Below are 25,918 nucleotides of genomic sequence, written 5' to 3'. Positions count from 1 at the left end.
ATGCAGCAGAAGACGCGCAATGCAATTGTGACAAGAGTGACGGCCGCTAGGTTAGCATAACCGCAGAGCGGGCACGATGCCGTTAGCGGGGGAGCTGTGGGCGATTGTCTGGGAACGCATTCGTCATCATATTGAACCGTGAGGCGTAATAGCGCTGAATATCGGTCACGCGCTTCTGGCTTTTACGCATCTTAATACCGGTCAATACTGCATTAACGATAAACGTTGCAGAAAAGAGCAGCAGCAGCAGACAAGTGCCGAGATAGCGCCAGACGGTAATGACGTCGGGTTCGCTGTGCAGGCTGATGTGCTGGGTCCCGTTGGCATCGGTATTCAGCTGCGTGATAACGCCCGTGGCATTAAACGGCGTATGCAACAGCATCGCGGAAAGCCGCTGGAGTTCCTGCCACTGGTCCGATGGACGATATTCATTCAGCGGCATCGGAGGGAGCGGATGGTTAACGAACTGTCGGCCTTCATCGCTGCGAATCAGGAATCCACCGGGCGGCGGGCTGTTCAGCGAATCTGCCGCGTTATTGATTTCCTGATAGAAGAATTGATCGGTAGAACTGTTGACCAAGGATTCCAGCGTTTCTGCGCTGACGGCAGGCAACACCACATTCATGCCTTTCAGCGTGCCGGAATTGGCATCTTTTACCAGCGTATTCCAGTTCTTGACGTCGCTTAGATTCACCAGTGCATTTTTCAGACGGGAGCAATCGTTTTCCTGCCGACACAAATCTTGTGTTCTCAGAACAACTTCAGCGAAGTTTTTCATCAGAATCAGCCCTGATTTCTGGATCGTCGACGCTAACTGAGAGTTAACCTGACCCTCTTTTTCCGCTTGCGGATGGAGCTGGCTGTTGACGGATTTAAGCAGGGCAGAGGCTTTTTCAATCGTCTCGGATTCCGGTAATGGCAGCGGCGCCGCTTTATTCCAGTAAATGGCGGAACAGTCAAAAGGGCTGAACGCATAGGACGATGGTGCGGAGACGGGATGAATGCCGGCGGGCACGTAGCACATGCCGTTTCCACGAACAGCCAGCGTGTCGCCAATGCGGAGCTGAGCGGTTTCCAGATCGCTGACCTGCGTGACCTGAATACGCTGCGCACCTTGAAGCCAGGCCAGGCTGAGCTTGAGCGGCAGTTCAAGCTGCACGTTAGTGACGAGCAAAATCAGGCTGAGCAGTGAACCCGCGGCCAGCAGCAGATTTCTGCCCCAGCGCTGTAGCGGGAAATGTTTCACTTCATCATGCAGCGACAGGTGCTCTCCCTGACGGATCACCTGTCGGTTGAGATAGATATCGACATCTGTTTTTCGCCCGAGATCCTGCGTGATATAGGGCTGCCAGTGAGGCGGGTAAATCAGATCGATATTACCGAGTGAGATATTGCCGAGCGGCCCCTGATTGGATTCGCCAAACAGGCCCAAGCCTTGTGGCGTGCCGTGAAGGCAGTGTACATCGCGCAGTTCCTGAGCGGACGGCGAGCGGAAAAGCTGCCACAGGCTCCAGCCTGCTAATAATGATGCGGTACCGATCAGCCAGGGGAGCAGGGCGATAGGGCTATTCAGGCTGATGAACAAAAGCAGAAAAGACACGCAGAGCACGGCCGTTTCTTTCAAGCCCCCAGAGTGGTGCATGGCGTGTTCTTCACGTGTTTCCTTACGGATCGTGACCAACTCGGCATGCTCACTGCCTTCCTGACGGATGGAGGCGTTCGGGACAGGGACTTCACTCGGCAGGGGAGCGAGGGGACGATCGTCGAGACACTCGGTTAGCGAGTGCCCATTCAAGGAAATGACCAGCGGGATCGAGCGCGTCTTAATCAGTTCGACGGTGTTATTTTCGGTAATGAACGGTTCCCAACTGGGCGGCAGATGGATTTCTTGCGTATCAATATAGTAGCGCCACTTATTCTGAGCGTCAGTGCTCAGGCCGTAGCGTGTAATCGTATGGGTGATGGGGTAAACCCGATTACTTTGCAGGGAACGCGGGAGTTTGGGCTGCTCATTGGGGGTATCAAGCGGCGTGGTTTGCTGGCTGTTTTCCTGAGCCAGATAACGCTCAATGGCGATCCGTTCATCTTCAGTTAACCGTCGCGGAAGCGATTGCGAAACGGGTAACGGCGGAGCGGAGAAGAAACGGTGTCGCATGCGGTAGGCAACAAGACCACCGACAACGATCAGACAGGCAAGCAATATCGCCAATAGGGTAAATATTGTGCTCATGTCATCTCCATTCCAAAACGCGATGCTCCTTGTTCTCGTCGGAGTTTAACAAAATTATACAATCGATGATAACCCGTATGGCATTGTTTTCTTAGATTAATAACGTAATTGTGAGTGGAATTAATCGCATAAGGTGATGATAGTAACAAGCAAAAAGTGCTGCTTGAATGAGGATATTCCTATTTTTTTTAAGTTATTGACTTTTTCTGGTGGTTTCTCATACAGGATGTATCCTTCATGTTGCCCACACGTAAATTCATCGTCGCGATAGTTGCAGCGGAGGCGACTGTTAACGCACAATGTGAACAGAATCAAAAAAGAATATTTACGATCTCTTCTTATTCAACAGCATGCCATGTTCAGGTTGCGATAAACGCCGTCTTTCATGCATGTTGGGCTAAGGTGCCGTTCTGGTCGTAACTCTCTGGGGGGCATCAATGAGCCATAACCTGAAAAAACCTAAAATCCTCAAGGTAGAAACGATAGCGCGTTCGCGCTTGTTCAATGTGGAATCCGTCGATCTTGAATTTAGCAACGGGGTACGCCGGGTTTATGAACGGATGCGTTCAAGCGGCCGACAGGCGGTGATGGTTGTCCCGATCGTTGATGATGAATTGCTGTTGATCCGTGAATACGCTGTCGGTATCGAAGAATACGAACTGGGCTTTCCCAAAGGGCTGATCGATCCCGGCGAAACGGTCTTTGAAGCCGCTAACCGCGAGCTGATGGAAGAAGTCGGTTTTGGGGCGGAAAAGCTGGAATTGCTGGCGACGTTAACGATGGCGCCCTCCTATTTTTCCAGCCAGATGAATATCGTGGTGGCGCGTGGTCTGTATCCGCAGAGCTTGGAAGGCGATGAACCGGAACCGATGCCGCAAGTCCGCTGGCCGATAGATAACATGATGTCGTTGCTGCAAGAGCCTGATTTCCGCGAAGCGCGTAATGTCAGCGCGCTGTTTTTGGCCCACGACTGGCTGCGTCGTACACCTCGCTAATTTTTAATAAACCAACCTGTTTTTCATAAGCCAACATAGCAAAAAAGAAGGCGCAGTTTCCTGCGCCTTCTTTGCCTTGTCTGATGCTATCGAACGCTGGCTAGAATAGCTCTTCGCTTTGTCCGTTATCCATCAGCGTGGTGCCGACTTCATGCACTTCGTATTCTTTCGGCTGCGTTCCATCAATGAAGTATTCGGAACGGCTATTCCCGCCACCGTTGGACAGCTTGCCGCTGCTACGGTCAATCACCACACTGACGATGCCAGGCGGCGGCGTCAGCGGTTGTTCCGGTACGCCATCCAGCGCGGCTTTCATGAAATCATCCCACGCAGGCTGTGCTGACTTCGCTCCGCCTTCATAACCAGAGATCTGATCTTTGATGACGCCAGATGCGCTGCTGGCACCCAGATCGCGGCGGTGATCGTCGAAGCCGATCCAGACTGAAGTCACCAGATTCGGACCATAGCCGGAGAACCAGGCGTCTTTAGAACTGTTCGTTGTACCGGTTTTACCGCCGATATCACGACGTTTCAAATCACGGCCCGCACGCCAGCCCGTACCCATCCAGCCCGGTTCGCCAAAGACGTTGCTGTTCAGCGCGTCTTTAATCAGGAACGCCAGCGGCGTATTGATCACGTGCGGTGCATAAGGCTGTGCAGCGCTTTGCTGTGCGGCTTCTGGCGTAACAGGTTCCAGTTCTGGCTGCGGCAGACCTACCGGAGGAGCTTCGTTTGACGTGGCAACATCTTCAACGTTAGTAGTCGCTAACACCGGAGAACGTGGCGTTTCACCGTAAACCAGCGGGAGATTACAGGTATCGCAGACCACTTTCGGCGTTGCGGTAAACACCGTACCGCCAGCTTCGCTCTCTATCTTGCTAATCAGATAAGGGTCGACCAGATAGCCGCCGTTTGCCATGACGGCATAACCACGTACGACCTGTAGCGGCGTAAATGAGGCGGCACCCAGCGCCAGCGATTCTGTATGGACGATATTCTGCGCCGGGAAACCGAAGCGTTGCAGGTAATCTGCGGCATAGTCCACGCCCATCGCACGCATAGCTCGTACCATCACTACGTTTTTGGATTGACCCAGTCCCTGACGCAAACGGATCGGACCATCGTAGGTTGCCGGTGAGTTTTTCGGCCGCCAGTCAGATCCTGCACCAGCATCCCAACGGGTGATCGGTACGTCGTTCAGAATCGTTGCCAGCGTTAAACCTTTGTCCATCGCAGCGGTATACAGGAACGGTTTGATGTTGGAACCAATCTGACGCAGTGCCTGCGTCGCACGGTTGAATTTGCTTTGGTTAAAGTCAAAACCGCCAACCAGTGCTTCTATCGCCCCGTTTTTCGGGTTAAGCGAGACGATGGCCGAGTTGACGTCCGGCACCTGTGCCAGCCACCAGTCATCGTTCACTTTACGCACCCAGACCTGCTGGCCTGCCTGTACCACATCCGTGACGCGCTTCGGTGTTGGCCCTTGCTGCGTATCGGAACGGTATGCACGTGCCCAGCGCATGCCCGACATCGGCAGGGCAATATTGCTGCCGTCAGACATGATCGCAATCGCGTTGTCAGCCGTAGTGCTGGTGACGATGGCCGGATAGAGCGGGCCGTAGACTGGCAACGCTTTCAGGGCGGCAATCATCTTCGCCTGATCCCAGACGCCTTCACCTACTTTCCAGAGCACTTTGCTCGGGCCGCGGTAACCGTGGCGCATGTCATAGGCGAGGATGTTATTACGCAGCGCATCCTGTGCAGCGGTTTGCAATTTTTTGGTGACCGTCGTGTAGACCTTATAACCGTCGTTATAAGCATCTTCGCCGTAGCGTTTGACCATCTCCTGACGTGCCATTTCTGCGACATACGGGGCGGAGAACGAAATATCCGGTGCGTGATAATTCGCGACCAGCTTTTCGTTACGTGCCGCATCGTATTGCGACTGCGTGATGTAGTTTTCATCCTTCATACGAGCAAGGACGACGTTGCGACGGGCAACGGCACGGTCGTAGGAATAGAGCGGGTTGAACGTCGATGGCGCCTTCGGCAGACCGGCGATCATCGCCATTTCGCTCAGCGTCAACTGGTCAACAGGGCGGCCAAAGTAAACCTGTGCCGCCGCGCCAACGCCATAAGCGCGATAGCCGAGGTAAATCTTGTTCAGATAAAGCTCAAGGATTTCATCCTTGGTCAGCAACTGCTCAATACGGATAGCCAGAAACACTTCCTTGATCTTACGAATCAGGGTGCGTTCCGGGCTCAGGAAGAAGTTCCTGGCGAGCTGTTGCGTAATGGTACTCGCCCCTTGAGAGGCGTGACCGGACGTGAGCGCGATAGACGCCGCGCGGATGATCCCGACGGGATCGACACCGTGGTGATCATAGAAGCGGCTGTCTTCGGTCGCGATAAAAGCGTGTACCAACTCAGGGGGAACCTGATCCAGCTTGAGTGGGATACGGCGTTTTTCACCAAACTGAGCGATCAGTTCGCCATCGGCGCTGTAGACCTGCATCGGCGTTTGCAGCCGAACGTCTTTCAGCGTGGCGACATCGGGCAGTTGGGGTTCGATATAACGGTACAAACCGTATATCGAGGCAGCTCCCAGCAGAATGCAAGAGACTGCAAGGATGAATAGATACTTTACGAACTTCACCTGGGATTTTCCATTCAGTAGCGTTTGGACAGTTTATAAACAATCGGGCGCTAGTATAAAGGTAAGCCAGCACTGTGGATACGTTCTTTTAAGGGATAAGGAAATCGGGTTGAACATGGCTTATCACATCTGGCGGGTTGGAGTAGATATACAAAACGGCTTCATGCGCGCGCTGGCGGTTCAGCGCCGCCGCGATGGCTGGCAGCTTCGTCACTGGTGGCAATATCCGCTACCAGACGACACCTTGCGCACGGGTAGTCTACACCATACTGAGGCACTTTGTGAGGCCTTGCGCACATGGCGTCGTTTACTGCCTGGACACATTTCGCTACGGGTGGGGTTCCCTGCTCAGTTGATTTTACAGCAGCATTTACCTATGCCCGACCAGCGTTTACAGGAGCCGGAGCGTAGCCTCTACATCGAAACCATGGCGGCTCGTAAGCTACCGATCAGCAGCGAATCGCTGGCGATAGACTATCGGGAAGACCCGCAGAGGCAGGGTTCGCTGCTGGTGACGGCCGCGCGCCGACAGGAGATCGATAAATGGCTGGCATGCCTGAATAGCACGGGGTTACACCCCGATGTACTTGAGGTTTCAACCTGTGCGCTTCGGGCGATGGCACAGCGGGCTGGGCTTGAAACTAACCGCCTGCTTCTGCATCGCTTGTTGGATGGCTGGCTGTGGGTTTCCCCGTTGAACCATGCTTTTCACTCGGGCGTGATACACCTTGATGAGCTGAACGATGAGGCCGATATCTTATCGGTTGTAAGCACTCGCTATCAGCACGATGTCGACGACATAGCCTATTACTCTAGCGTCTCGCCCGATTTACCCCGCCAGCAGACCGACGTATTACAGCCGTGGTCGCCGTTAACGGTGTTTAACCACATGCAGCCGCCGCTACCGAGTTTCCCCTCGGCTTTTGCGATTGCGGGTGGGTTGGCATTGCGTCCTGAGGATGCCTGACTATGCCGCTGATTAATCTTTTACCCTGGCGCCAAACCCAAATGCGTCTGCGGGTACGCCGTTGGTTAGGTCTGCTGTGGCTACAGACGGGGTTGATGTTATGCCTTATCGCCACGAGCTATCTGTTTTGGCAGCACAGACAGCAACGCGCGCAGGATGAACTCAATGCGGTGCTGGCCCAACAACAGCAACTGACGACGCAGTATCAACAAACGCATCAGGCGCGAGAAGCGCTGCGTCGCTATCTGGAACAGGAGCGCGCCGAGGCGATAGTCCAGCATGACAATCGTCGTAACCTCCATCTGTTCGACCAGCTTGCTGGCATGATGCCCGCGCGTCTGTGGCTGACGGAAATCGCTGACCGTGGCTCGTACCTGCTGCTGTCCGGTGTGAGTGAAAACTATCACGATATCATTACGCTACAGCATGCGTTATCACGCCATGTTTCCGTCGAGCGTGTACAACTGCTGCATACGTCCCGAGAGCGTGGTGTGAATACCCCGTTGCGCTTTTCCTTTCAGGCCAACTGGCGCGATACGGGTGTTTCCTTACCGGGGGAAGACCATGATTAATCAAGCGATCGTGACTGCCGTCGTACTGAATCGGCCTGGACTAGTTAATAAACCGCTCTGGCAGCAGCTAGCGCTTCAATTGGCGTTTGTCGCTGCTGCTGGACTGCTAGCAGGCTGGTTCCTCATCGGTGAAGTACGGCAGGCGGTGATTGGCATAGAAGAGCAAACCGTTCAGGCGCGTCTGGATGTCGGCGAACTCCAGCAAAAACTGGATGCGATGCCGCTGCTCTCAGTGCTAAGCACGCAATTAGCGGAGAAAACTGCGCAAGACGATCCCTTCCAGCCTGACCGACTGGCACAGCTTATCGTTGAGCCTCTGTCGCTGGCGGGGGCTTCGCTTCTATCCTGGCAGTCCACTCCACCTCATGCGGGAGCACCTCATCAGGAACGTTGGCAATTGGCATTTAGCGCGAACTACACGGGCGTATTGCAGGTGCTTCGTGCGCTGACGGCATTACCTTATGTTCTGCAAATAACGCAACTGACCGTAAAGCCAGATGGCGCTCCAATGGCGCAGTCAACAGAAATACCACGGTTGCAGGTTGAGCTATCGCTAATCAGGCCGGAGGCGGTGCCATGAACCACATAACACGTTGTATCGCATTGATGCTCTTCGTACCCCATAGCGTGCAGGCAGAAAAACTCGCAGAACGTATCGACCCTTTTCAGCCTCTGGCTGCTGCGCGTTGCCTGCCCTCAGCGACACTGCCAGCGTGGCAGCTAAAAGGCGTGATGGGTTCTGGTGACCGTTGGACTGGCTGGTTAGCGCAGCCGGAGGTTGGTTGGATCAGGCTGACACGTGGCGAAACGATTCCTCCAGGGAATTGGCTGGTCAGTCAACTGGATAAATCAGGGGCCAAACTTGTCCCGACAGCGCATGAGGCAAGTTGTGACGGCCTGCCAGAGAACCTGCTGCTGGTTTCTCCGTTTATCACTAAGCCAGTGGAATAGATGCAGACTGCCTGACGACAGGTATTTTGAACGTAGTCTTTGGACACCCGTTCTTTGAAAACAACGCTGGCAACAGCGTATCTCGATAACAAGGAAGGTTATTAATATGAGGATGTTATGTCGGGTGGTGGCGTGGAGTGGGTTACTTCTTCTCGCCGCGCCGTTTCAGGCCAGCGCGGAAAGTTCGGTATCGATGGCGTTTGAAGATTCACCGATACCTCGGGTGCTACAGGCGTTAGCCGATCACCAACAGCTCAATCTGGTGATCGCTCCGGGCGTGACGGGTAATCTTAGCCTGAGGCTGGCTGATATTCCCTGGCAGCAGGCTCTGGATATTGTTTTACGCATGGGGAAGCTCAGCGTCGAGCGGAACGGCAACGTGCTGATGGTTTTCCCTGCTGGGCACCTTGAGTCCTTGCAGAAAGAACGGGACGAACAGGCGGCGGAGCAGGCGCAGAAATTGCCGCTGCATAATATCTCTGTTGCATTGCAATATGCTGATGCGACGGAAGTGGCGGCCAGCGTTCAGGCTCAGCGTGGAACGCTACTCTCTGCGCGTGGCAGCGTAACCGTGGATAAGCGGACGAATACCCTATTGATTCGCGATACGGAAGAGGCTCTGACGCAGCTCGAACCGTGGGTGAAAGAGCTCGATCTGCCGTTAGCGCAGGTACAGCTAGCGGCCCATATCGTCACCATCAGCAGCGAGCACCTGCAGGCGCTGGGCGTGAATTGGGGGCTGGGTGAAGGGGACGCGGCGAACAAGGCACTCAGACTGAATAATTTTAACGTTGGCCTGCCAGTCGATACACCCACGATCAATGCCGGGTTCCATTTGGCGCGCTTGAATGGTCGCCTGCTGGACCTGGAATTGATGGCGCTGGAACAGGAAAGCCAGGTCGAGATTATCGCCAGCCCTCGCTTATTTACCGCGCACCAGCAGACCGCCAGTATTAAACAAGGCACGGAAATTCCGTATCAAGTCTCCAGCGGTGCCAGCGGATCGACGTCTATCGAGTTCAAAGAGGCGGTATTAGGGATGGAAGTCACGCCAGACATTCTGCGTGCCGGACGGATTACGCTAAACCTGAAAATCAGCCAAAACATGCCGGGGCAGACGATTAAGCAGGGTGATAATGGCGAAGCATTAGCGATCGATAAACAGGAAATCCAAACTCAGGTGACGGTCGCTGATGGAGAAACCATCGTTTTAGGCGGCATTTTCCAGCAGCAAAAAAAGAACAGCGACAGACAGGTACCCATATTGGGCGAGGTTCCCGTATTTGGTCATCTGTTCAGAAACCATACTCAGCAGCATACACGACGAGAATTGGTCATTTTCATTACGCCGACGCTGATACCCGCATCATCGTGAGTAAACCCAGGCGGGCTCTGATGTTATACGGTGTTTTTTTTTCGGATTAGGCGCAATATTTTGTCACGTTCGTCGCTTATGAGTTTGACGCTGCGGCGGATTTAGCTTACAAGGGTTAGCGAATTGAGCACTGAAGTGTTGTTCCACCGAAAATGTCGATAAAACATACTACATTGACCCCCTGTGGTCGGTGTGACATTTTATTCGGTTGCCAAACTACCCTGAGTCTTGAGATAATTTTTTGTCTGATTCTCGCACTATCGCTCATGAGGTTTCAGTTTAGGTCCCGCCGCTGGGTTGATTGGCGGGGCGGGTTATCATTAACGAATTGTCTTAGTAATACCAAAAAACATGGCAGAGAAACGCAATATCTTTCTGGTTGGGCCTATGGGTGCCGGCAAAAGCACTATTGGCCGTCAGTTAGCTCAGCAACTCAATATGGAGTTTTTCGACTCCGATCAAGAAATTGAGCGACGCACTGGGGCTGATGTGGGCTGGGTATTCGATGTGGAAGGCGAAGAAGGCTTCCGCGATCGTGAAGAGAAAGTCATTAATGAATTGACGGAAAAGCAAGGCATCGTACTGGCGACAGGCGGTGGCTCAGTCAAATCACGTGAGACGCGCAATCGTCTTTCCGCGCGCGGCGTTGTCGTTTATTTGGAAACGACAATCGAGAAACAGCTTGCCCGCACGCAGCGTGACAAGAAGCGTCCGTTACTTCAGGTTGAAACCCCTCCACGTGAAGTATTGGAAGCGTTGGCGAAAGAGCGGAACCCGCTTTATGAAGAAATCGCTGACGTTACCATTCGGACTGACGAGCAAAGTGCCAAGGTCGTTGCTAACCAGATTATCAATATGCTGGAAAGTAACTAAGAGCATACCTTATCCGCATTGAGCGGATCCTGAACGGGTTGTTTAACGCGCATGGAAAGAATTACCGTAACACTTGGGGAACGTAGTTATCCCATTACGATAGCCGCTGGATTATTTGATGATTCGGCTTCTTTTATGCCGTTGAAAGCGGGGGAGCAGGCCATGCTGGTGACGAACCAGACGTTGGCTCCTCTGTACCTTGACCGCGTTCGTGGTGTGTTGGAAAGCAGTGGTGTGCATGTTGATCAGGTTATTTTACCTGACGGCGAGCAGCACAAATCGCTGACCGTATTGGATCAGGTTTTTACCGCGCTGTTGGCGAAACCGCATGGTCGTGATACGACGATTGTTGCCTTGGGTGGCGGTGTCATCGGCGATTTAGCCGGTTTTGCCGCGGCCAGTTATCAGCGTGGCGTCCGGTTTATTCAGGTGCCGACAACGCTGTTATCGCAGGTAGATTCTTCTGTCGGTGGTAAAACCGCCGTCAATCACCCGTTGGGTAAAAACATGATCGGGGCGTTCTACCAGCCCGTATCGGTTGTGATCGATCTGGACTGCCTGAAATCTTTACCGGCACGGGAATTGTCATCCGGGCTGGCGGAAGTCATCAAGTACGGCATTATTCTGGATCGCGATTTCTTTCTTTGGCTCGAAGAAAACATTGAAGCCGTGCGTGCGCTACAGCATGACGCGCTGGCTTACTGCATTCGACGCTGCTGTGAAATCAAAGCAGCGGTGGTTGCAGCAGATGAACGTGAAAGTGGCATGCGTGCGTTGCTCAACTTGGGCCATACTTACGGGCATGCCATTGAAGCAGAAATGGGCTACGGTAACTGGCTGCACGGCGAAGCGGTTGCGGCAGGCATGGTGATGGCTGCACATACCGCACGTCGCCTTGGGCAGTTCTCCGCTGAGGATGTCGAACGAGTCAAGTCTCTGCTGATTCGCGCTGGCTTACCAGTAAACGGCCCAACGCAAATGACACCTGAATCCTATCTTCCTCATATGATGCGCGACAAGAAAGTGCTGGCGGGCGAGTTACGTCTGGTGCTGCCAACGGCAATCGGTCAATCTGAAGTTCGTGGCGGCGTCGCGCATGACATGGTGTTGGCTTCGATAGCTGACTGTCTTGCCTGATGCGTAATGCTATCGGGTTATGAAAGACTGGCAGTTATGAAAGATAAGTATTAACGACAGACACGCCCTGATGGGTTATGGTTAATAAAATACAATGCGTTACGATTCAATGATTCGCCTTGGCGACCGCGTGGCGAATTCGAGCTTTTTAGTGGGGAGATGTTAAATGGATGAGTTCAAGCCGGAAGATGAGCTGAAGCCTGATACCAGTGACCGTCGACCTACTCGTCAGCAGAAAAGCAGCAACTTCGCGGTACCTAAAATCGCGCTTTCCAGACAGCACCTGATGATTGGCATCGGGATTGTGGTGCTGGTGTTGCTGATCGTGGGTATTGGATCGGCCTTGCAGGCACCTTCTCAGCCACAAACCTCACAGACGCAGAATCAAGCGAGTGGCGAGCGAAATATCGATCTCTCTTCTTCGTCCTCCATGACCCAGAGCACGCAGCCTTCCTCTCCGAGTGAAAGCCCTGCGGCCGTTTCCGGCGAGGCCAGTCATGGCCAAATGCCAGGGCAGACGTCTTCTCAAACGCCGACGTCGCCTCAGACATTGAGTGCTCCACCGATTTCCGGTACGCCGACGGATGCACAGATTCAACCGCCGGTGGCAGGCCAGCAGCGTATCGAGCTGCCAGGCAATATCACCGATGCGCTGTCGCAACAGCAAGGGCGCGTTAGCGAATTCTCTCAGGGGTCGGCAGGAAACTCGACGCTGCCAACAGCGCCTGCGACGGTTGCTCCGGCGGGGAAAACGCCTGCGACCTCATCCGCTAAAAATACGCACAACACGACGCCTGCACACGCTAGCAACGCTAAGCCTGCTGCGAATAGCGCGCCAAAAGCGCCAGTAGCCAGCAAACCTGCAGCTAACGCAAAAGCAGCGCCTGCGGCGGCCGGGCAGAACGTTTCCGTACAGAATGCGCCTGCGAGCAGTTTTACGTTGCAACTGAGCAGCGCATCACGCTCGGATACGCTGAAAGCCTACGCAAAACAACATAATCTCGCCCATTCGTGGGTGTATGAAACGAAACGAGACGGAAAATCCTGGTATGTGTTAGTGACCGGAGTCTATGCTTCTTCTGCGGAAGCGAAACAGGCAATTGCCGCGTTGCCCGCAGAGGTACAAGCGAAAAAACCATGGGTTAAGCCGATCCGCCAGGTGAAGCAGGACTTGAATAAGTAACACCAATTTTAGCCCTGATGTGCTGTCTGACACAGAGTACAATCCGCGGCTCTGAAACGTATGAGTAACTAACGACGGCATGAAGAAGAACCGCGCTTTTTTAAAATGGGCTGGTGGTAAATATCCGCTGGTAGAAGAAATTCGTCGCTATTTACCCGCAGGAGACTGTCTCATTGAGCCCTTTGTTGGCGCGGGTTCCGTGTTTCTGAATACGGAATACGATCGCTACATACTGGCTGATATTAATAGCGACCTGATTAATCTCTACAATATCGTTAAATCGAATGCAGATGAGTTTGTTACCGACGCCCGTAAACTTTTTACGGATGAGGTCAACACGTCAGAGACGTTTTATCTGCTCCGTGACGAATTTAACCTTTGCAGCGATGCCTATCGGCGTGCGCTGCTGTTTCTCTATTTGAATCGCCACTGCTATAACGGCCTGTGCCGTTACAACATGCGCGGTGAATTCAATGTTCCTTTCGGGCGCTACAAGAAGCCCTATTTTCCTGAAGAAGAAATTCGCTGGTTCGCCTTCAAAGCGCAAAATGCCACCTTCGTCTGTGAGCATTATCAGGACACGCTGGAAAAAGCAGAGAAAGGATCGGTCATTTATTGCGATCCGCCTTATGCGCCGCTGTCTGCGACCGCGAATTTTACGGCCTATCACACCAATAATTTCAGTCGTGCCGACCAGCAGAGTTTGGCGCAATTGGCGCGCCGTTTATCAGCAGAAAGCCAGATTCCGGTACTGATTTCCAATCATGACACGTTACTGACTCGTGAGTGGTATCAGGAAGCTGTGCTGTATGTTGTTAAAGCGCGCAGAACGATTAGCCGTAATATTTTAGGGCGTAGTAAAGTAAACGAGTTATTAGCCCTATATCGGTAATACCGTTTGGGGTAAACAGAGCGCGGTGAATCGGTTAATGCCGTCTGAGAGGCGTCATTAGCCGGGAATAGGTTACCCGCAGGCATTCAGACTTTACCGTTTGGAGAAATGAATGAAGCCGTTTTTAATCGCGCCGTCTATTCTGTCGGCTGATTTTGCCCGTCTTGGTGAAGATACCGCTAACGTATTGGCTGCCGGGGCGGATGTGGTCCATTTTGATGTCATGGATAACCACTATGTGCCAAATTTGACGATTGGCCCGCTGGTCCTGAAATCCCTGCGCGATTACGGCATTACCGCGCCGATTGACGTCCACCTGATGGTGAAACCAGTCGATCGTATCATCCCGGATTTCGCCAACGCGGGAGCCAGTTTCATTACCTTTCATCCCGAAGCCACGGATCATCTCGATCGTTCACTGCAACTGATCAAAGATCACGGCTGTAAAGCCGGGCTGGTGTTTAACCCCGCGACGCCGCTGAGTTATCTCGATTACGTCATGGATAAGCTGGATATCATTCTGCTGATGTCGGTTAACCCTGGATTTGGCGGCCAGTCCTTTATTCCCAGCACGCTGGATAAACTGCGTCAGGTTCGTCGCTTGATCGACGACAGCGGTTACGACATTCGACTGGAAGTCGATGGCGGCGTAAAAGTAGAAAATATCGGCGCAATTGCTGAAGCGGGCGCGGATATGTTTGTGGCGGGATCGGCTATTTTTGGTCATCCAGATTACCGTGCCGTCATTGATCAAATGCGTAGTGAAATTTCAAGGACGACACATGACTGAATTAACCGCAGTTCGCGGATTGGCTTTTGATTTGGACGGGACGCTGATTCACAGCGCACCGGGTCTGGCGGCGGCGATCGATCAGGCCTTAGTGGCGCAGTCGTTGCCTGCTGCGGGCGAAGCGCGTGTCGCAACCTGGATTGGTAACGGTGCGGACGTGATGGTTGAACGGGCGCTGCGCTGGGCTGGCGTTGAGCCTACAGGTGAGCGCCTGCAAGAAACCCGTGAGCGGTTCGATAGCTATTATGCGCAGACGGTGGATAGCGGCAGTACGCTGTTTCCACAGGTAAAAGAGACGCTGGCACAGTTGGCGAAGCAGGGCGTTCCGATGGCGGTGGTGACCAATAAACCCACGCCGTTCGTTGCCCCGCTCTTGGCGGGCCTAGGGATTAGCGACTATTTTTCGCTGATCATCGGTGGCGATGACGTCATTGTGAAAAAGCCGCATCCTGCGCCGCTCTATCTGGTACTCGGTAAGCTGGGGCTGCGTGCCAGCGAGCTTCTGTTCGTCGGCGATTCCCGCAATGATATTCAGGCGGCACAGGCGGCGGGCTGTCGTAGCATCGGCATGACGTATGGTTATAACTATGGTGAAGCGATCGAGCTGAGTCAGCCGGATGTCGTTCTGGATCGTTTTGCCGATATTTTGCCCCTGATCGGGCAGTCTTCTTCACACAATCAGGAACCCTTAGCATGAGCAAGCCCATTGTATTTAGCGGTGCGCAGCCGTCTGGTGAATTGACCATTGGTAACTACATGGGGGCGTTACGTCAGTGGGTCAACATGCAGGACGATTACGACTGCATCTATTGTATTGTGGATTTGCATGCCATCACGGTACGTCAGGATCCGCAGGCGCTGAGAAAAGCGACGCTGGATACGCTGGCGCTGTATCTGGCCTGCGGTATCGATCCGAAAAAGAGCACTATTTTCGTTCAGTCGCACGTGCCTGAGCACAGCCAACTGAGCTGGATACTGAACTGCTACGCGTATTTCGGTGAACTGAGCCGCATGACGCAGTTCAAGGATAAATCCGCGCGTTATGAAGAGAACATCAACGCCGGTCTGTTTAGTTATCCGGTGCTGATGGCGGCGGATATCCTGCTGTACCAAACGAATCAGGTGCCGGTGGGTGAAGATCAGAAACAGCACCTGGAGCTGAGTCGTGACGTCGGGCAGCGCTTCAACAGCCTGTATGGCGACATTTTCAAAGTGCCAGAGCCGTTCATTCCGAAATCGGGTGCCCGCGTGATGTCGCTGCTGGAACCGACCAAGAAGATGTCCAAGTCTGACGATAACCGCAATAACGTTATCGGGCTGCTGGAAGATCCGAAAGCGGTGGTGAAGAAGATCAAACGCGCGATGACGGATTCCGACGAGCCACCTGTCATTCGCTATGACGTGGCGAATAAAGCTGGGGTATCCAACCTGTTGGATATTCTGTCTGGCGTCACGGGAAAAAGTATCCCAGAGCTGGAGCAGGAATTTAACGGCCAGATGTATGGTCACCTGAAAGGCGCGGTAGCGGATGCCGTATCCGGTATGCTGTCTGAGCTGCAAGAGCGTTATCATCGCTACCGTAACGATGAGGCTTTCCTGCAACAGATCATGCGTGAAGGGGCTGACAAAGCGAGTGCTCGCGCACAGGAAACGCTGAAGAAGGTCTACGACGCTATCGGTTTTGTTTCCCGTCCGTAAGTCTTAATTACCGTCAGGAGGCGTTCTCCTGACGGTTTCCTGCTACTGCTTATCTATCCCTTCGAATCAGCTTCTTATCCCTGTGGGATAGGCGCGAACACGTCGTCTGGAATCGGGTTCTCAAACGGTGTCTGCTGCAATCTTTCCTGATGGTCGGCTTTTGCCTGCGCAATCAGTTCGGGTGTGACCAGCAGATCGATAGCCAGTGAGGCCATCGCTTTCGCTGCGTACTCTGTGCCTTTGTGTGCGGCCCCGGTTTTCCCCTGTGCGACCAACTGCCATGAATGCGCTGGCGTGCCGATGGCATAAGTGGCGCTGCGAATCTGCACGGTTGGCACAACCCAGCTAACTGTTCCCACGTCGGTAGAACCGATGAAGGCGTCATTCGGGCTATACAGCGGATAAATTCCGTCGTGCAGCGTTAAACCCGGCTGCGGTTTAACGCCGAAACGCGCGTAGGATTCGGCAATGTCTTCGGCGCTCAGCGCGGTCTGGAACATCGCTGCCATTTTGCGGTCTTCGTCATCGAACGGTATCGGGCCGAGCGCCAGCAGATGTTCGTGCATACGCGCTTCCAGCGGCGGGTTCGCCAGCAGATTGGCATCACCGCTAATCACTTCGCTGCTGACTTCGGTTTCCGTCATCAGCGCCGCGCCTTCGGCAATTTTCTTCACGCGTTTGACCAACTGGTGCAGTTCCGGCAACTGGCGAGCTCGTACGAGGTAACGCACGGTGGCATTGGCCTGAACGACGTTCGGGGCGTGGCCGCCGCTGTCAGTAATCGCATAGTGGATGCGGGCAGAGGAGGGCATGTGTTCGCGCATGTAGTTGACACCAACGTTCATGAGCTCCACGGCATCCAGCGCGCTGCGTCCCAAATGTGGGCTGCTGGCGGCATGAGCCGCACGACCTTTGAAGTAAAAATTCAGTTCGTTACAGGCCAGCGATACCGGGCTGTTGACACCGGTGAAGGTCGCCGGGTGCCAGCAGAGGGCGATATCGACGTCGTCAAAGACGCCTTCCTTGACCATAAAGCCTTTGGACGATCCGCCTTCTTCCGCAGGGCAGCCGTAAAAGCGGACGGTTCCAGCCAGTGCGTGCTTTTGCAGATAATCTTTCACTGCCGTCGCTGCCTGTAGTGCTGCGGTACCGAGCAGGTTATGTCCGCAGCCGTGGCCATTGCCACCGTTTTCCAGCGGCTTTGGCTCAGCGACATTCGCCTGCTGGCTCAGGCCCGGCAGTGCATCGTATTCACCCAGAATGGCGATAATCGGCAGACCTTCGCCGAATTCTCCCAGCAGCGCGGTCGGCATGCCGGCAATGCCTGTTGTCAGGCGGAAGCCTTCTGCTTTCAGGACGGCTTCGTGCTGTGCCGCGGAACGATGCTCTTCGTAGTTCAGCTCTGGCGTATCCCAGATGCCGTCGCTCAGCGTACAGAACTGCTGCCGCTTAGTCGCAATCAGGTCGCAGATCTCTTCCACGTTCTGGCGATTAACGGCCGGCAGCGTTCCTTCAGTGTGTGTTGCATTCATGCGTGGTGTGCTCGTTTGATTTTTCTGATGGCATTGGCGAGGAGCGTGTCACAGCCAATTAGCCATGACACGCGATTCAGCGATTGGACAACGCTTAGAGCGGCGTGGTGTCCATGCCGAACCATTTTTCGCTCAGCTTTCTGATGGTACCGTCTTGTTTAGCCTGATCGATTGCCTTGTCGAACATGGCTTTCAGCTCAGGATCGCTTTTGCGCAGGCCAACGGAAGAACCGCTGCCCAGAATACCGCCGATGAACTGTGGCCCTGGCATCACGATGTTGTCATTGCCCGGTTTGTCCGTCGTGCTTTTCAGGTACGGTGCGGAAGCGATGACCAGATCCACACGGCCTGCTTTCAGATCCAGATCGTGTTCCTGCGTAGTTTTATATTCGCGTACTTTCATCACGCCTTTCATGTATTTATCCAAAAAGGCGCTGGCGATAGAGGCGGACTGCACGCCGATGGTTTTGCCTTCCAGCAGCGGTTTCAGTTTCTCAACTTCTGCCAGTGCTTTCGCTTCATCGGCAGGTTCAATGGAGAAACGCACGCCCGCGTCTGGGAAATCTTTGGCGAGTGAGCTGGATTTCAGCACGGCGAAGGTCTGCCCTGCCTGCGTGTACGGCTGGCTGAAATCGATCACTTCACGACGTTTTGCCGTGGCGGACATACCCGCGATGATCGCATCATATTTACCCGCGTTCAGCGCAGGAATCGCACTGGCGAAGGGCTGAACCATGATCTCGCATTTCACCTGCATGTTGTGACACAGCACTTTGTACAGCTCGATCTCCATGCCATCCAGCGTACCGTCTGGTTTGGTGAAGTTATACGGGTGGTAAGCGCCTTCGGTCGCGATGCGGACGGTCGTCCATTTTTTCTCTTCTGCGGAGGCGGTAAATGAGGCGGCCAGCGTGCCTGCCATACACAGCGAGCAAGCGAGCAGAGTGAGTTTTGATTTGATCATTGGTGTTCTCCCGGCGAGTGATATCGTTATATTTTGTTTATTTCCCACCACTGTCACGAGAGTGGTGGGGTTGTGTTTACCAACTGGCAATAAATTGCCGGAAGCGAGCCGACTGGCTGGCAGTGAAAACTTGCTCCGGCGTTCCCTGTTCTTCAATTTCCCCCTGATGGAGGAAGACGATGCGGTTGGAGACTTCGCGGGCAAAATCCATTTCGTGGGTCACGACCAGCATGGTCATCCCTTCGTCCGCCAGCGTACGCATGACGCGCAGCACTTCGCCGACCAGCTCTGGGTCGAGCGCGGAGGTCGGCTCATCAAACAGCATCACTTTCGGTTCCATCGCGAGCGCACGGGCAATTGCGGCGCGCTGCTGCTGTCCACCGGACAAATGCGCAGGATAGTAGTGACGCTTATCCGCCAGACCGACTTTCTCTAACAGCTGCTCGGCGTGCTCCACGCACTCCGCCTGTGGACGCTTTAAGACGTGCACGGGCGCTTCGATGATGTTTTCCAGCACGGTCTTGTGTGACCAGAGGTTAAAATTCTGGAATACCATGCCCAACTGGGTACGAATTCTGTCGATCTGTTTGAGGTTCGACGGGCGGTTCTGCCCTTTGCGGTTCGGCTTCATTTCAATTGCTTCTCCGCCGACGATAATCTCGCCCTGATCGGGAAGCTCAAGCAGGTTGCTACAGCGCAGCAGCGTCGATTTACCTGAACCGGACGATCCCAGAATTGAGATGACTTCCCCTTGATTGGCCTCAATCGAAATCCCTTTAAGGACGTCCAGAGAGCCGAAGCTTTTATGAATGTTGCGCAGGCTAATGGCGGGTGTCGTCATTGCAGATCTCCCAATTTCTTAATTTTTTTCGCTGCCGGTTGCGCACCCGGCGCACGGAGATGAGGGGTAAGCGTAAATTCTGTCCACATCAGTAAACGGGTCAGAATAAGGTTAATAAACAGATAAATAGCACCAGCGACCAGGAACACTTCGAGCGCCCGGTAGGTTTCCGCGATGAGGCGTGCGGCGATTCCGGTGATTTCCATCAGCGTGATGATGGACGCCAGCGAGGTCGATTTGACCATCGAGATCAGCTCGTTGCCGTAAGCGGGGAGTGCCTGACGGATTGCCAGTGGAAAAACGATACGCTTGAAAATCATGAACGACGGCATGCCGCAGGCGCGTGCCGATTCGATCTGGCCTGCAGGAACGGACTGCAATCCGCCACGGATAATTTCACTGGCATAGGCTCCGGTACACAGGCTGAGCGACAGCAGGGCGCACCAGTGCGGTTCCCGCAGGAATGGCCAAAGCATACTTTCCCGAACCCAGGTGAATTGCCCCAGCCCGTAGTAAATCAGGAACAGCTGAACCAGCAGCGGCGTGCCGCGGAAAAACAGCACGTAGGTCCGGGCAATGGAGCGCAGTACGGCAAAGGATGACAGCTGCATCAGCGCCAAGCTCAGCGCCAGAAAGAAGCCCAGAAAGACCGAACTGACCGCCAGTTGCAGGGTTAACGGGATACCGGGAATAATCTCCAGAAACGTTTCGTACAGAAAAGGAAAATCCATCAGCGTTTCACACCCCGGGAATAATGAGACTCAGCACGGCGCATAATCCAGCCGGAACAGATTGAGATAGCCAGATACAGCAGCGCGGCCGCCATGAAGAAATCAAACGGTTTGCCGGTAGAGCCCGCGCCCGTTTGCGCCTGCGTCAAGAGTTCAGCGACGCCGGTAACGGAAACCAGCGCAGAGGTTTTCAGCACCAACTGCCACACGTTGCCGAGTGGGGGGATCGCGTGGCGCAGCAGGAGCGGTATGATGATGCGGCGCAGGCGCAGTAGCGTTGGCATACCGCAGGCTTTGGCGGCCTCAATTTCCCCTTTGGACACGGCGTAGAACGCACCGCGGTAGACTTCTGTCTGCTGCGCGCCGGAGGAAATGCCGACGGCGATTACCCCGGCGAGGAAGCCAGGAAAGCCAAAGAACTCATTGCTGCCAAACAGTTTGGCGAGCAGAGTTAACGCAGAGCTGCCGCCGAAATACAGCAGGTAGATGATGAGTAGGTCGGGGACGCCACGGATAAGCGTCGTGTAGCCATCAGCCAGATAGCGTACGGGGCGATTGCCGCAAATTTTGGACCAGGCACCGATCGTGCCGATCACCGCCCCCAGCAGAAAGCCGCCGATCGCCAGTGCGAGCGTCATTCCTGCTCCGATTAGTAATAATTTCCCCCAGCCATGTTCACCAAAACTGATGAGCTGCCAGAAAGTAACGTCTTCCACAAGTGACTCCAAACTGCTTGCTTATTGTTCTGCTGAACAGAACTGTTTTTGTGATGAGAGAACGACATACTCCGTTCAGGAACGCGAGTAGAAATACGTAATGACGCGATGTATCACCTTTCGGTATGGACTCATTCGATGAGGCACTAATGTCGAAAAACCACGATGACTTGACGATGAAATCGTTTCGATAGGAACGATTCAGAGGTCGTGCCGCGAATCTATTAGAAAGCTAAGCAATAGTCGGGCCACGTTTTACGTAAACGATTATTGATTATTTATTCATATAGTCTGCTTATTAATGAGTTTCGTTTTAGTCAAAATAAGGCAGATGTGGCCTGCGGTAAAGCATTAAAGTGACATTTTGTAAGGGAGTATGTTCAAAATAGTGCATTGTTATGCTATTTGATGTGGCGTTGCATTATGATGGTGCAATAACCGCTATCCGGCAGAACGGATAGCGGGTGAGTAAGGTGGTAGGGAGAGGATTATGCTGTCTGGTCAGAGAACCAGCCCAATTTTTCCCGCAGCCCGACAACGTTGCCGATGATAATCAAGCTCGGGCTGCTGGCCTTCTGTGCTAATTCGCTCAGTTGGGAGAGCTGTCCACTCAGCACGCGCTGTTTGGTTGAGGTGCCGTTTTCGATAATCGCGACAGGCACGGTTTCCGGTAACTGCTGTTCGATGAGCTTACTTTGAATGTGCTCAGCCTGCTGAAGCCCCATGTAAAACACCAGCGTTTGCTTTTCCGCGGCGAGGCTGGACCAGTCCAGATCGGTGTCGTGCTTGACGTGTCCGGTGATCAACCTGACGCCCTGTGAGTGGTCGCGATGGGTGAGCGGGATGCCGCTGTAGGCTGAACAGCCCGACGCGGCCGTAATACCGGGGACGACGGAGAAGGGAACGCCTGCCTGTTGCAGGTGCTCCAGCTCTTCGGCACCACGGCCGAAGATAAAGGGGTCGCCGCCTTTCAGCCTGACGACCCGATGACCGGCGAGTGCCTTTTCTTCCAGCAGCTGATTGATTTGATCCTGAGGAACGCTGTGATAGCCAGACGCTTTGCCGACGAAGATTCGCTCGGCGTCGCGGCGTGACAGGTTGAGGATCTCTTTCGATACCAGACGATCGTAAACAACGATGTCGGCCTGCTGGAGATGCTGGAGGCCTTTCAACGTCAGTAATCCCGCATCGCCCGGCCCTGCACCGACTAACGTCACCTCACCCCGGTCATCAAGCGGCGCGGAGAAAAGCAGTTCCGTCAGTTGGTTAACGCTTTGGCTATTGTCGTTTGCCAACGCCTGCGCCAGCCGATCGTGTACGAAGAGCTTTTCCCAGAAGCGACGGCGTGCACTCATATTGCGGAATCGGCTTTTGACCCGACTGCGCAATTCACCTGCGTATGTCGCCAGCTTACCGAGATTTTGCGGCAGAATACTTTCCAGTTTTTCCCGCAGTAGCCGAGCCAATACCGGTGCAGCGCCGCCAGAAGACACCGCGACCATCAGCGGTGAACGGTCGATGATCGACGGCATAATGAAGCTGGCGCGTTCTGGAGAATCCACCACGTTACAGAAAATCCGGCGCTCGCTGGCGCTGGCATAGACATGGTTATTGACGTCCTGATCGTCGGTGGCGGCAATCACCAGCCACACGGCGTCCAGTAATGTGGGATCGAAGGTGCCGTGTACCAGCGTTAATTGAGCATCCTGCTCCCACGCCCGAAATTGATCGTTAAAATCGAGCGCATTGACGGTAATCACTGCACCAGCATCCAGCAATAGCCGGGCTTTACGCTCGGCTATTTCACCCCCTCCTACCAATAGACAAGGTTTATCGTGCAACTGACAGAATATTGGCAGGTAATCCATGTAACGCCTCTTGAAAGCTCAGGTTATTAGGGTAATGGTTGGCTATTATCAACCGCGGTGCCACGGTCTGCGATGGATATTTGCACATTACCGTTTGTGACCTGAGTATCATAAGCTGCAACAGAATAGGCTCCATCCTCCAGACAGAAGCCATCATAAAGGCGGAAATGCTGTTTTTTCAATGGGCTTGCTACCCAAAGATCGTCTTGATGCTCGCCCACTATACCGCGACTTAATACGCTCGCCTGCGCGAACGGATCGATATTGCTGATGGCGTAAACCTGTTCATCGTTACGTGGGCGGAACACGGCAATCTGTTGCTGCTCGACGAGTGCACAAACGCCGGTGCCGGGCAGGATGTCGTCTAACTTACATACGGTCGTCCACTGGCTCATGCGTTTTCCTCCTCTAGCTCAATCTGTTTCACCGGAATACGCTCGGCAGGGCGCGCCGGACGGTGTTGTTGACGTTCACTCACCATTTGCACGTTCGGGTCACGTACCGGGCTGTTAATGAAGTGGGCAAAGCGTTTCTGTGCGTCTGGATCTGCCAGCGTCGCCTGCCATTCGCAGAGGTAACCTTCCCGCAGACGTGCGATATCCGCTTCAAGCTGATCGTTAATGCCCAGCTTGTCTTTCACAATCACGTTACGCAGATAGTCGACACCGCCTTCGAGGTTATCCAGCCAGACGGACGTACGCTGGAGCTTATCGGCCGTGCGGATGTAGAACATCATGAAGCGGTCCAGATAGCGGATTATCGTTTCGCGGTCTAAGTCGGCTGCCAGCAGGTCGGCGTGGCGCGGTTTCATCCCGCCGTTGCCGCATACATACAGGTTCCAGCCTTTTTCGGTGGCGATAATTCCCACGTCTTTACCCTGTGCTTCTGCACATTCCCGTGTACAGCCGGAGACGCCAAATTTCATTTTGTGCGGTGTGCGGATGCCTTTGTAGCGGTTTTCCAGCTCGACGCCAAAGCCCACGCTGTCGCCGACGCCAAAGCGGCACCAGGTGCTGCCGACGCAGGTTTTTGCCATACGTAATGCCTTGGCGTAAGCGTGGCCGGTTTCAAATCCGGCTTCGATGAGCTGAGCCCACACGTCAGGCAGGTCGTCTTTCTGTACGCCGAATAGCGCCATGCGCTGAGAACCGGTCATTTTGGTGTACAGGTTATATTGCTTCGCAATGCGACCAATGGCGATCAGGCCATCCGGCGTGATTTCCCCGCCTGCGGAGCGTGGGATCACGGAATAGGTGCCGTCTTTCTGGATATTGCCGAGGAAGTTATCGTTGGAATCCTGCAGCGGCGTGTGCTGTGGTTTGAGCACGTACTCGTTCCAGCAGGAGGCCAGCAGAGACGCGGCGGTTGGTTTACAGACCTCACAGCCGTAGCCTGAACCGTGTTTCTCCAGCAGTTGATCGAACGTTTTGATTTTTTCGATTTGGATCAGGTGGTACAGCTCCTGACGCGAATAGGCGAAGTGCTCACACAGGTGGTTATTGACTTCGATCCCCTGCTTGCTGAGTTCCGCGTTTAACACCTGCGTCAGCAGCGGGATACAGCCGCCGCAGCCCGTACCAGCTTTGGTGGTTTCCTTTAGCGCCGCGACGGTATGACAGCCGCCGTTAATTGCTTTGATGATGTCGCCTTTGGACACGTCGAAGCAGGAGCAGATTTGCGCACTTTCCGGCAGAGCATCGACACCCAGCGTCGGTTTCGCACTGCCAGCGGATGCTGGAAGAATCAGCGCTTCAGGAGAATCCGGCAGCGGGATTTTGTTCAGCATGAATTGCAGCAGGTTGCCGTAATCCCGCGTGTCGCCGACCAGTACGGCACCGAGCAACGTTTTATTATCGGCGCTGACGATCAGACGTTTGTAGGTTTCTTTATTTTCATCCAGCCACATGTAGCTGCGAGAGCCCGGCGTATGGCCGTGTGCATCGCCAATCCCGCCGACATCGACGCCCATCAGCTTGAGCTTGGCGCTCATGTCGGCACCCTGGAATCGGTTTTCATGTCCTAACAGGTGGTCGACGGCAACCTGTGCCATCTTGTAGCCGGGTGCGACCAGACCAAATGGTCGACCATGCCAGGCGGCACATTCGCCGATAGCGTAGACGTCCGGGTCGGAGGTTTGGCACCAGTCGTTAATCGCGATACCGCCGCGTGGGCCGATTTCCAGCGCACACTGACGCGCCAGTTTGTCCTGGGCGCGGATACCGGTCGAGAACACGATGAAGTCGACTTCCAGCGTGCTGCCGTCGGCAAACACCATCGTCTTGCGGTTTTCCAGACCGGAATGCTGAATGGCCTGCGTATTCTTACTGGTGTGTACACGCACACCCATGTTTTCAATCTTGCGTTGCAGCAGGGCGCCGCCCTGTGCATCCAACTGTTCGGCCATGAGCACCGGGGCGAACTCAATAACGTGCGTTTCCACGCCAAGGTGTTTCAGCGCGCCAGCCGCTTCCAGACCTAATAGACCCCCGCCGATCACCGCGCCGCGTTTGCTACGGCGTGCGCAGTTTTCGATGGCGTTCAGATCTTCAATGGTGCGGTAGACGAAACAGTCTTGCCCGTTTGATCCTTTGATTGACGGGATCCACGGATAAGAGCCGGTGGCCATGATTAACTTGTCGTAATACACGGTACGGCCGGAATTGGAGTGAATGGCTTTTTCACTGCGGTTGATGGTGATGGCGCGTTCACCGAGCAGGACTTTAACGCCATTTTTTTCGTAGTAGCCTTCGCGTACTAAAGAGAGCTCTTCTACCGTGTGGTGCGCGAAGTAAGAAGAGAGGTGGACACGATCGTAGGCGACGCGGGGTTCTTCACAAAAAACGGTAATATCGTAGGTGGACGTTGGGGCCTTATCCAGCAACTCTTCGATAAAACGGTGGCCAACCATCCCGTTACCGATAACAGCGAGTCTGACTTTGTTCATTTT

The 25,918-nt window shown here is 54.1% G+C and carries 23 protein-coding genes; 13 read left to right on the top strand and 10 right to left on the bottom strand.

Features of this window, described 5'->3' with window-relative positions:
• Positions 1 to 82 precede the first annotated feature (82 nt).
• Positions 83 to 2,230 (bottom strand): intracellular growth attenuator family protein, encoded by a 2,148-nt coding sequence (locus tag HP572_RS17920; protein ID WP_240583901.1) that lies wholly within the window; start codon positions 2,228 to 2,230, stop codon positions 83 to 85.
• A 437-nt stretch (positions 2,231 to 2,667) separates the two neighbouring features.
• Between HP572_RS17920 and nudE the strand changes: the two genes are divergently transcribed.
• Positions 2,668 to 3,225, top strand: a complete 558-nt coding sequence (gene nudE / locus HP572_RS17915; RefSeq protein WP_240583900.1) for an ADP compounds hydrolase NudE — start codon at positions 2,668 to 2,670, stop codon at positions 3,223 to 3,225.
• A 100-nt stretch (positions 3,226 to 3,325) separates the two neighbouring features.
• Here the strand turns inward: nudE and mrcA are convergent, their stop codons facing one another.
• Positions 3,326 to 5,881: a peptidoglycan glycosyltransferase/peptidoglycan DD-transpeptidase MrcA gene (mrcA, locus tag HP572_RS17910; RefSeq protein WP_240583899.1), complete on the bottom strand. Its 2,556-nt coding sequence runs from the start codon at positions 5,879 to 5,881 to the stop codon at positions 3,326 to 3,328.
• 115 nt (positions 5,882 to 5,996) lie between these two features.
• Here mrcA and pilM point away from each other — a divergent pair, with 115 nt between their 5' ends.
• The 12 genes from pilM (at position 5,997) to trpS (ending at position 16,319) form a co-directional block, all read left to right on the top strand.
• Positions 5,997 to 6,848, top strand: coding sequence for a type IV pilus biogenesis protein PilM (gene pilM, locus HP572_RS17905; RefSeq protein WP_240583898.1), 852 nt, complete (start codon positions 5,997 to 5,999; stop codon positions 6,846 to 6,848).
• A gap of 2 nt (positions 6,849 to 6,850) precedes the next feature.
• Entirely contained in the window at positions 6,851 to 7,420 is a 570-nt protein-coding gene (locus HP572_RS17900) for a PilN domain-containing protein (RefSeq protein WP_240583897.1), read from the top strand.
• Entirely contained in the window at positions 7,413 to 8,000 is a 588-nt protein-coding gene (locus HP572_RS17895) for a hypothetical protein (protein ID WP_240583896.1), read from the top strand. The genes HP572_RS17900 and HP572_RS17895 overlap by 8 nt, the downstream gene beginning before the upstream one ends.
• Complete coding sequence (locus tag HP572_RS17890) at positions 7,997 to 8,371, top strand: HofP DNA utilization family protein (RefSeq protein WP_240583895.1); 375 nt, start codon at positions 7,997 to 7,999, stop codon at positions 8,369 to 8,371. The genes HP572_RS17895 and HP572_RS17890 overlap by 4 nt, the downstream gene beginning before the upstream one ends.
• A 112-nt stretch (positions 8,372 to 8,483) precedes the next feature.
• Positions 8,484 to 9,746, top strand: coding sequence for a DNA uptake porin HofQ (hofQ, locus tag HP572_RS17885; protein ID WP_371745339.1), 1,263 nt, complete (start codon positions 8,484 to 8,486; stop codon positions 9,744 to 9,746).
• A gap of 351 nt (positions 9,747 to 10,097) precedes the next feature.
• Positions 10,098 to 10,619: a shikimate kinase AroK gene (aroK, locus tag HP572_RS17880; RefSeq protein ID WP_005969451.1), complete on the top strand. Its 522-nt coding sequence runs from the start codon at positions 10,098 to 10,100 to the stop codon at positions 10,617 to 10,619.
• A gap of 51 nt (positions 10,620 to 10,670) precedes the next feature.
• Positions 10,671 to 11,756, top strand: a complete 1,086-nt coding sequence (gene aroB, locus HP572_RS17875) for a 3-dehydroquinate synthase (RefSeq protein WP_205555239.1) — start codon at positions 10,671 to 10,673, stop codon at positions 11,754 to 11,756.
• A 166-nt stretch (positions 11,757 to 11,922) separates the two neighbouring features.
• Positions 11,923 to 12,939, top strand: a complete 1,017-nt coding sequence (locus HP572_RS17870) for an SPOR domain-containing protein (protein ID WP_240583894.1) — start codon at positions 11,923 to 11,925, stop codon at positions 12,937 to 12,939.
• 79 nt (positions 12,940 to 13,018) lie between these two features.
• Positions 13,019 to 13,831: an adenine-specific DNA-methyltransferase gene (dam, locus tag HP572_RS17865; protein ID WP_014916855.1), complete on the top strand. Its 813-nt coding sequence runs from the start codon at positions 13,019 to 13,021 to the stop codon at positions 13,829 to 13,831.
• A gap of 112 nt (positions 13,832 to 13,943) precedes the next feature.
• On the top strand, positions 13,944 to 14,621 hold the full coding sequence (gene rpe / locus HP572_RS17860; protein ID WP_010297113.1) for a ribulose-phosphate 3-epimerase: 678 nt from the start codon (positions 13,944 to 13,946) through the stop codon (positions 14,619 to 14,621).
• Positions 14,614 to 15,318, top strand: coding sequence for a phosphoglycolate phosphatase (locus HP572_RS17855; RefSeq protein ID WP_240583893.1), 705 nt, complete (start codon positions 14,614 to 14,616; stop codon positions 15,316 to 15,318). Before rpe ends, HP572_RS17855 begins: the two co-directional genes overlap by 8 nt.
• On the top strand, positions 15,315 to 16,319 hold the full coding sequence (gene trpS, locus HP572_RS17850) for a tryptophan--tRNA ligase (protein WP_205555235.1): 1,005 nt from the start codon (positions 15,315 to 15,317) through the stop codon (positions 16,317 to 16,319). Before HP572_RS17855 ends, trpS begins: the two co-directional genes overlap by 4 nt.
• 74 nt (positions 16,320 to 16,393) lie before the next feature.
• On the opposite strand, the gene HP572_RS17845 is transcribed toward trpS, so the two are convergent.
• The 8 genes from HP572_RS17845 to nirB form a co-directional block, all read right to left on the bottom strand.
• Complete coding sequence (locus tag HP572_RS17845; protein WP_205555234.1) at positions 16,394 to 17,851, bottom strand: M20 family metallopeptidase; 1,458 nt, start codon at positions 17,849 to 17,851, stop codon at positions 16,394 to 16,396.
• A gap of 94 nt (positions 17,852 to 17,945) precedes the next feature.
• Positions 17,946 to 18,815: a transporter substrate-binding domain-containing protein gene (locus HP572_RS17840; protein WP_240583892.1), complete on the bottom strand. Its 870-nt coding sequence runs from the start codon at positions 18,813 to 18,815 to the stop codon at positions 17,946 to 17,948.
• Positions 18,816 to 18,891: 76 nt separating this feature from the next.
• A complete protein-coding gene (locus HP572_RS17835) occupies positions 18,892 to 19,656 on the bottom strand; it encodes an ABC transporter ATP-binding protein (protein ID WP_095993023.1) in 765 nt (254 codons plus the stop codon).
• A complete protein-coding gene (locus HP572_RS17830; RefSeq protein WP_240583891.1) occupies positions 19,653 to 20,387 on the bottom strand; it encodes an ABC transporter permease in 735 nt (244 codons plus the stop codon). Before HP572_RS17830 ends, HP572_RS17835 begins: the two co-directional genes overlap by 4 nt.
• Entirely contained in the window at positions 20,387 to 21,103 is a 717-nt protein-coding gene (locus HP572_RS17825; protein ID WP_010277628.1) for an ABC transporter permease, read from the bottom strand. The genes HP572_RS17830 and HP572_RS17825 overlap by 1 nt, the downstream gene beginning before the upstream one ends.
• A gap of 488 nt (positions 21,104 to 21,591) precedes the next feature.
• On the bottom strand, positions 21,592 to 22,971 hold the full coding sequence (cysG, locus tag HP572_RS17820; RefSeq protein ID WP_240583890.1) for a siroheme synthase CysG: 1,380 nt from the start codon (positions 22,969 to 22,971) through the stop codon (positions 21,592 to 21,594).
• Between the two features lie 26 nt (positions 22,972 to 22,997).
• Positions 22,998 to 23,366: a nitrite reductase small subunit NirD gene (gene nirD / locus HP572_RS17815; protein WP_240583889.1), complete on the bottom strand. Its 369-nt coding sequence runs from the start codon at positions 23,364 to 23,366 to the stop codon at positions 22,998 to 23,000.
• Positions 23,363 to 25,915, bottom strand: coding sequence for a nitrite reductase large subunit NirB (gene nirB / locus HP572_RS17810; protein WP_240583888.1), 2,553 nt, complete (start codon positions 25,913 to 25,915; stop codon positions 23,363 to 23,365). The genes nirD and nirB overlap by 4 nt, the downstream gene beginning before the upstream one ends.
• Between the last annotated feature and the right edge of the window lie 3 nt (positions 25,916 to 25,918).

This window comes from Pectobacterium sp. PL64 (genome assembly GCF_022477975.1).
GTDB lineage: Bacteria > Pseudomonadota > Gammaproteobacteria > Enterobacterales > Enterobacteriaceae > Pectobacterium > Pectobacterium jejuense.
The sequence above is the reverse complement of the archived record's forward strand: the minus strand, read 5'-3'. Positions and strand labels throughout refer to the sequence as shown.

What these genes read in the sequence shown, in the direction of transcription:
- HP572_RS17920 (WP_240583901.1), bottom strand. Translation starts at nt 2,230, where the DNA reads ATGAGCACAATATTTACCCTATTGGCGATATTGCTTGCCTGTCTGATC.
- nudE (WP_240583900.1), top strand. Translation starts at nt 2,668, where the DNA reads ATGAGCCATAACCTGAAAAAACCTAAAATCCTCAAGGTAGAAACGATA.
- pilM (WP_240583898.1), top strand. Translation starts at nt 5,997, where the DNA reads ATGGCTTATCACATCTGGCGGGTTGGAGTAGATATACAAAACGGCTTC.
- HP572_RS17900 (WP_240583897.1), top strand. Translation starts at nt 6,851, where the DNA reads ATGCCGCTGATTAATCTTTTACCCTGGCGCCAAACCCAAATGCGTCTG.
- HP572_RS17895 (WP_240583896.1), top strand. Translation starts at nt 7,413, where the DNA reads ATGATTAATCAAGCGATCGTGACTGCCGTCGTACTGAATCGGCCTGGA.
- HP572_RS17890 (WP_240583895.1), top strand. Translation starts at nt 7,997, where the DNA reads ATGAACCACATAACACGTTGTATCGCATTGATGCTCTTCGTACCCCAT.
- hofQ (WP_371745339.1), top strand. Translation starts at nt 8,484, where the DNA reads ATGTTATGTCGGGTGGTGGCGTGGAGTGGGTTACTTCTTCTCGCCGCG.
- aroK (WP_005969451.1), top strand. Translation starts at nt 10,098, where the DNA reads ATGGCAGAGAAACGCAATATCTTTCTGGTTGGGCCTATGGGTGCCGGC.
- aroB (WP_205555239.1), top strand. Translation starts at nt 10,671, where the DNA reads ATGGAAAGAATTACCGTAACACTTGGGGAACGTAGTTATCCCATTACG.
- HP572_RS17870 (WP_240583894.1), top strand. Translation starts at nt 11,923, where the DNA reads ATGGATGAGTTCAAGCCGGAAGATGAGCTGAAGCCTGATACCAGTGAC.
- dam (WP_014916855.1), top strand. Translation starts at nt 13,019, where the DNA reads ATGAAGAAGAACCGCGCTTTTTTAAAATGGGCTGGTGGTAAATATCCG.
- rpe (WP_010297113.1), top strand. Translation starts at nt 13,944, where the DNA reads ATGAAGCCGTTTTTAATCGCGCCGTCTATTCTGTCGGCTGATTTTGCC.
- HP572_RS17855 (WP_240583893.1), top strand. Translation starts at nt 14,614, where the DNA reads ATGACTGAATTAACCGCAGTTCGCGGATTGGCTTTTGATTTGGACGGG.
- trpS (WP_205555235.1), top strand. Translation starts at nt 15,315, where the DNA reads ATGAGCAAGCCCATTGTATTTAGCGGTGCGCAGCCGTCTGGTGAATTG.
- HP572_RS17845 (WP_205555234.1), bottom strand. Translation starts at nt 17,851, where the DNA reads ATGAATGCAACACACACTGAAGGAACGCTGCCGGCCGTTAATCGCCAG.
- HP572_RS17840 (WP_240583892.1), bottom strand. Translation starts at nt 18,815, where the DNA reads ATGATCAAATCAAAACTCACTCTGCTCGCTTGCTCGCTGTGTATGGCA.
- HP572_RS17835 (WP_095993023.1), bottom strand. Translation starts at nt 19,656, where the DNA reads ATGACGACACCCGCCATTAGCCTGCGCAACATTCATAAAAGCTTCGGC.
- HP572_RS17830 (WP_240583891.1), bottom strand. Translation starts at nt 20,387, where the DNA reads ATGGATTTTCCTTTTCTGTACGAAACGTTTCTGGAGATTATTCCCGGT.
- cysG (WP_240583890.1), bottom strand. Translation starts at nt 22,971, where the DNA reads ATGGATTACCTGCCAATATTCTGTCAGTTGCACGATAAACCTTGTCTA.
- nirD (WP_240583889.1), bottom strand. Translation starts at nt 23,366, where the DNA reads ATGAGCCAGTGGACGACCGTATGTAAGTTAGACGACATCCTGCCCGGC.
- nirB (WP_240583888.1), bottom strand. Translation starts at nt 25,915, where the DNA reads ATGAACAAAGTCAGACTCGCTGTTATCGGTAACGGGATGGTTGGCCAC.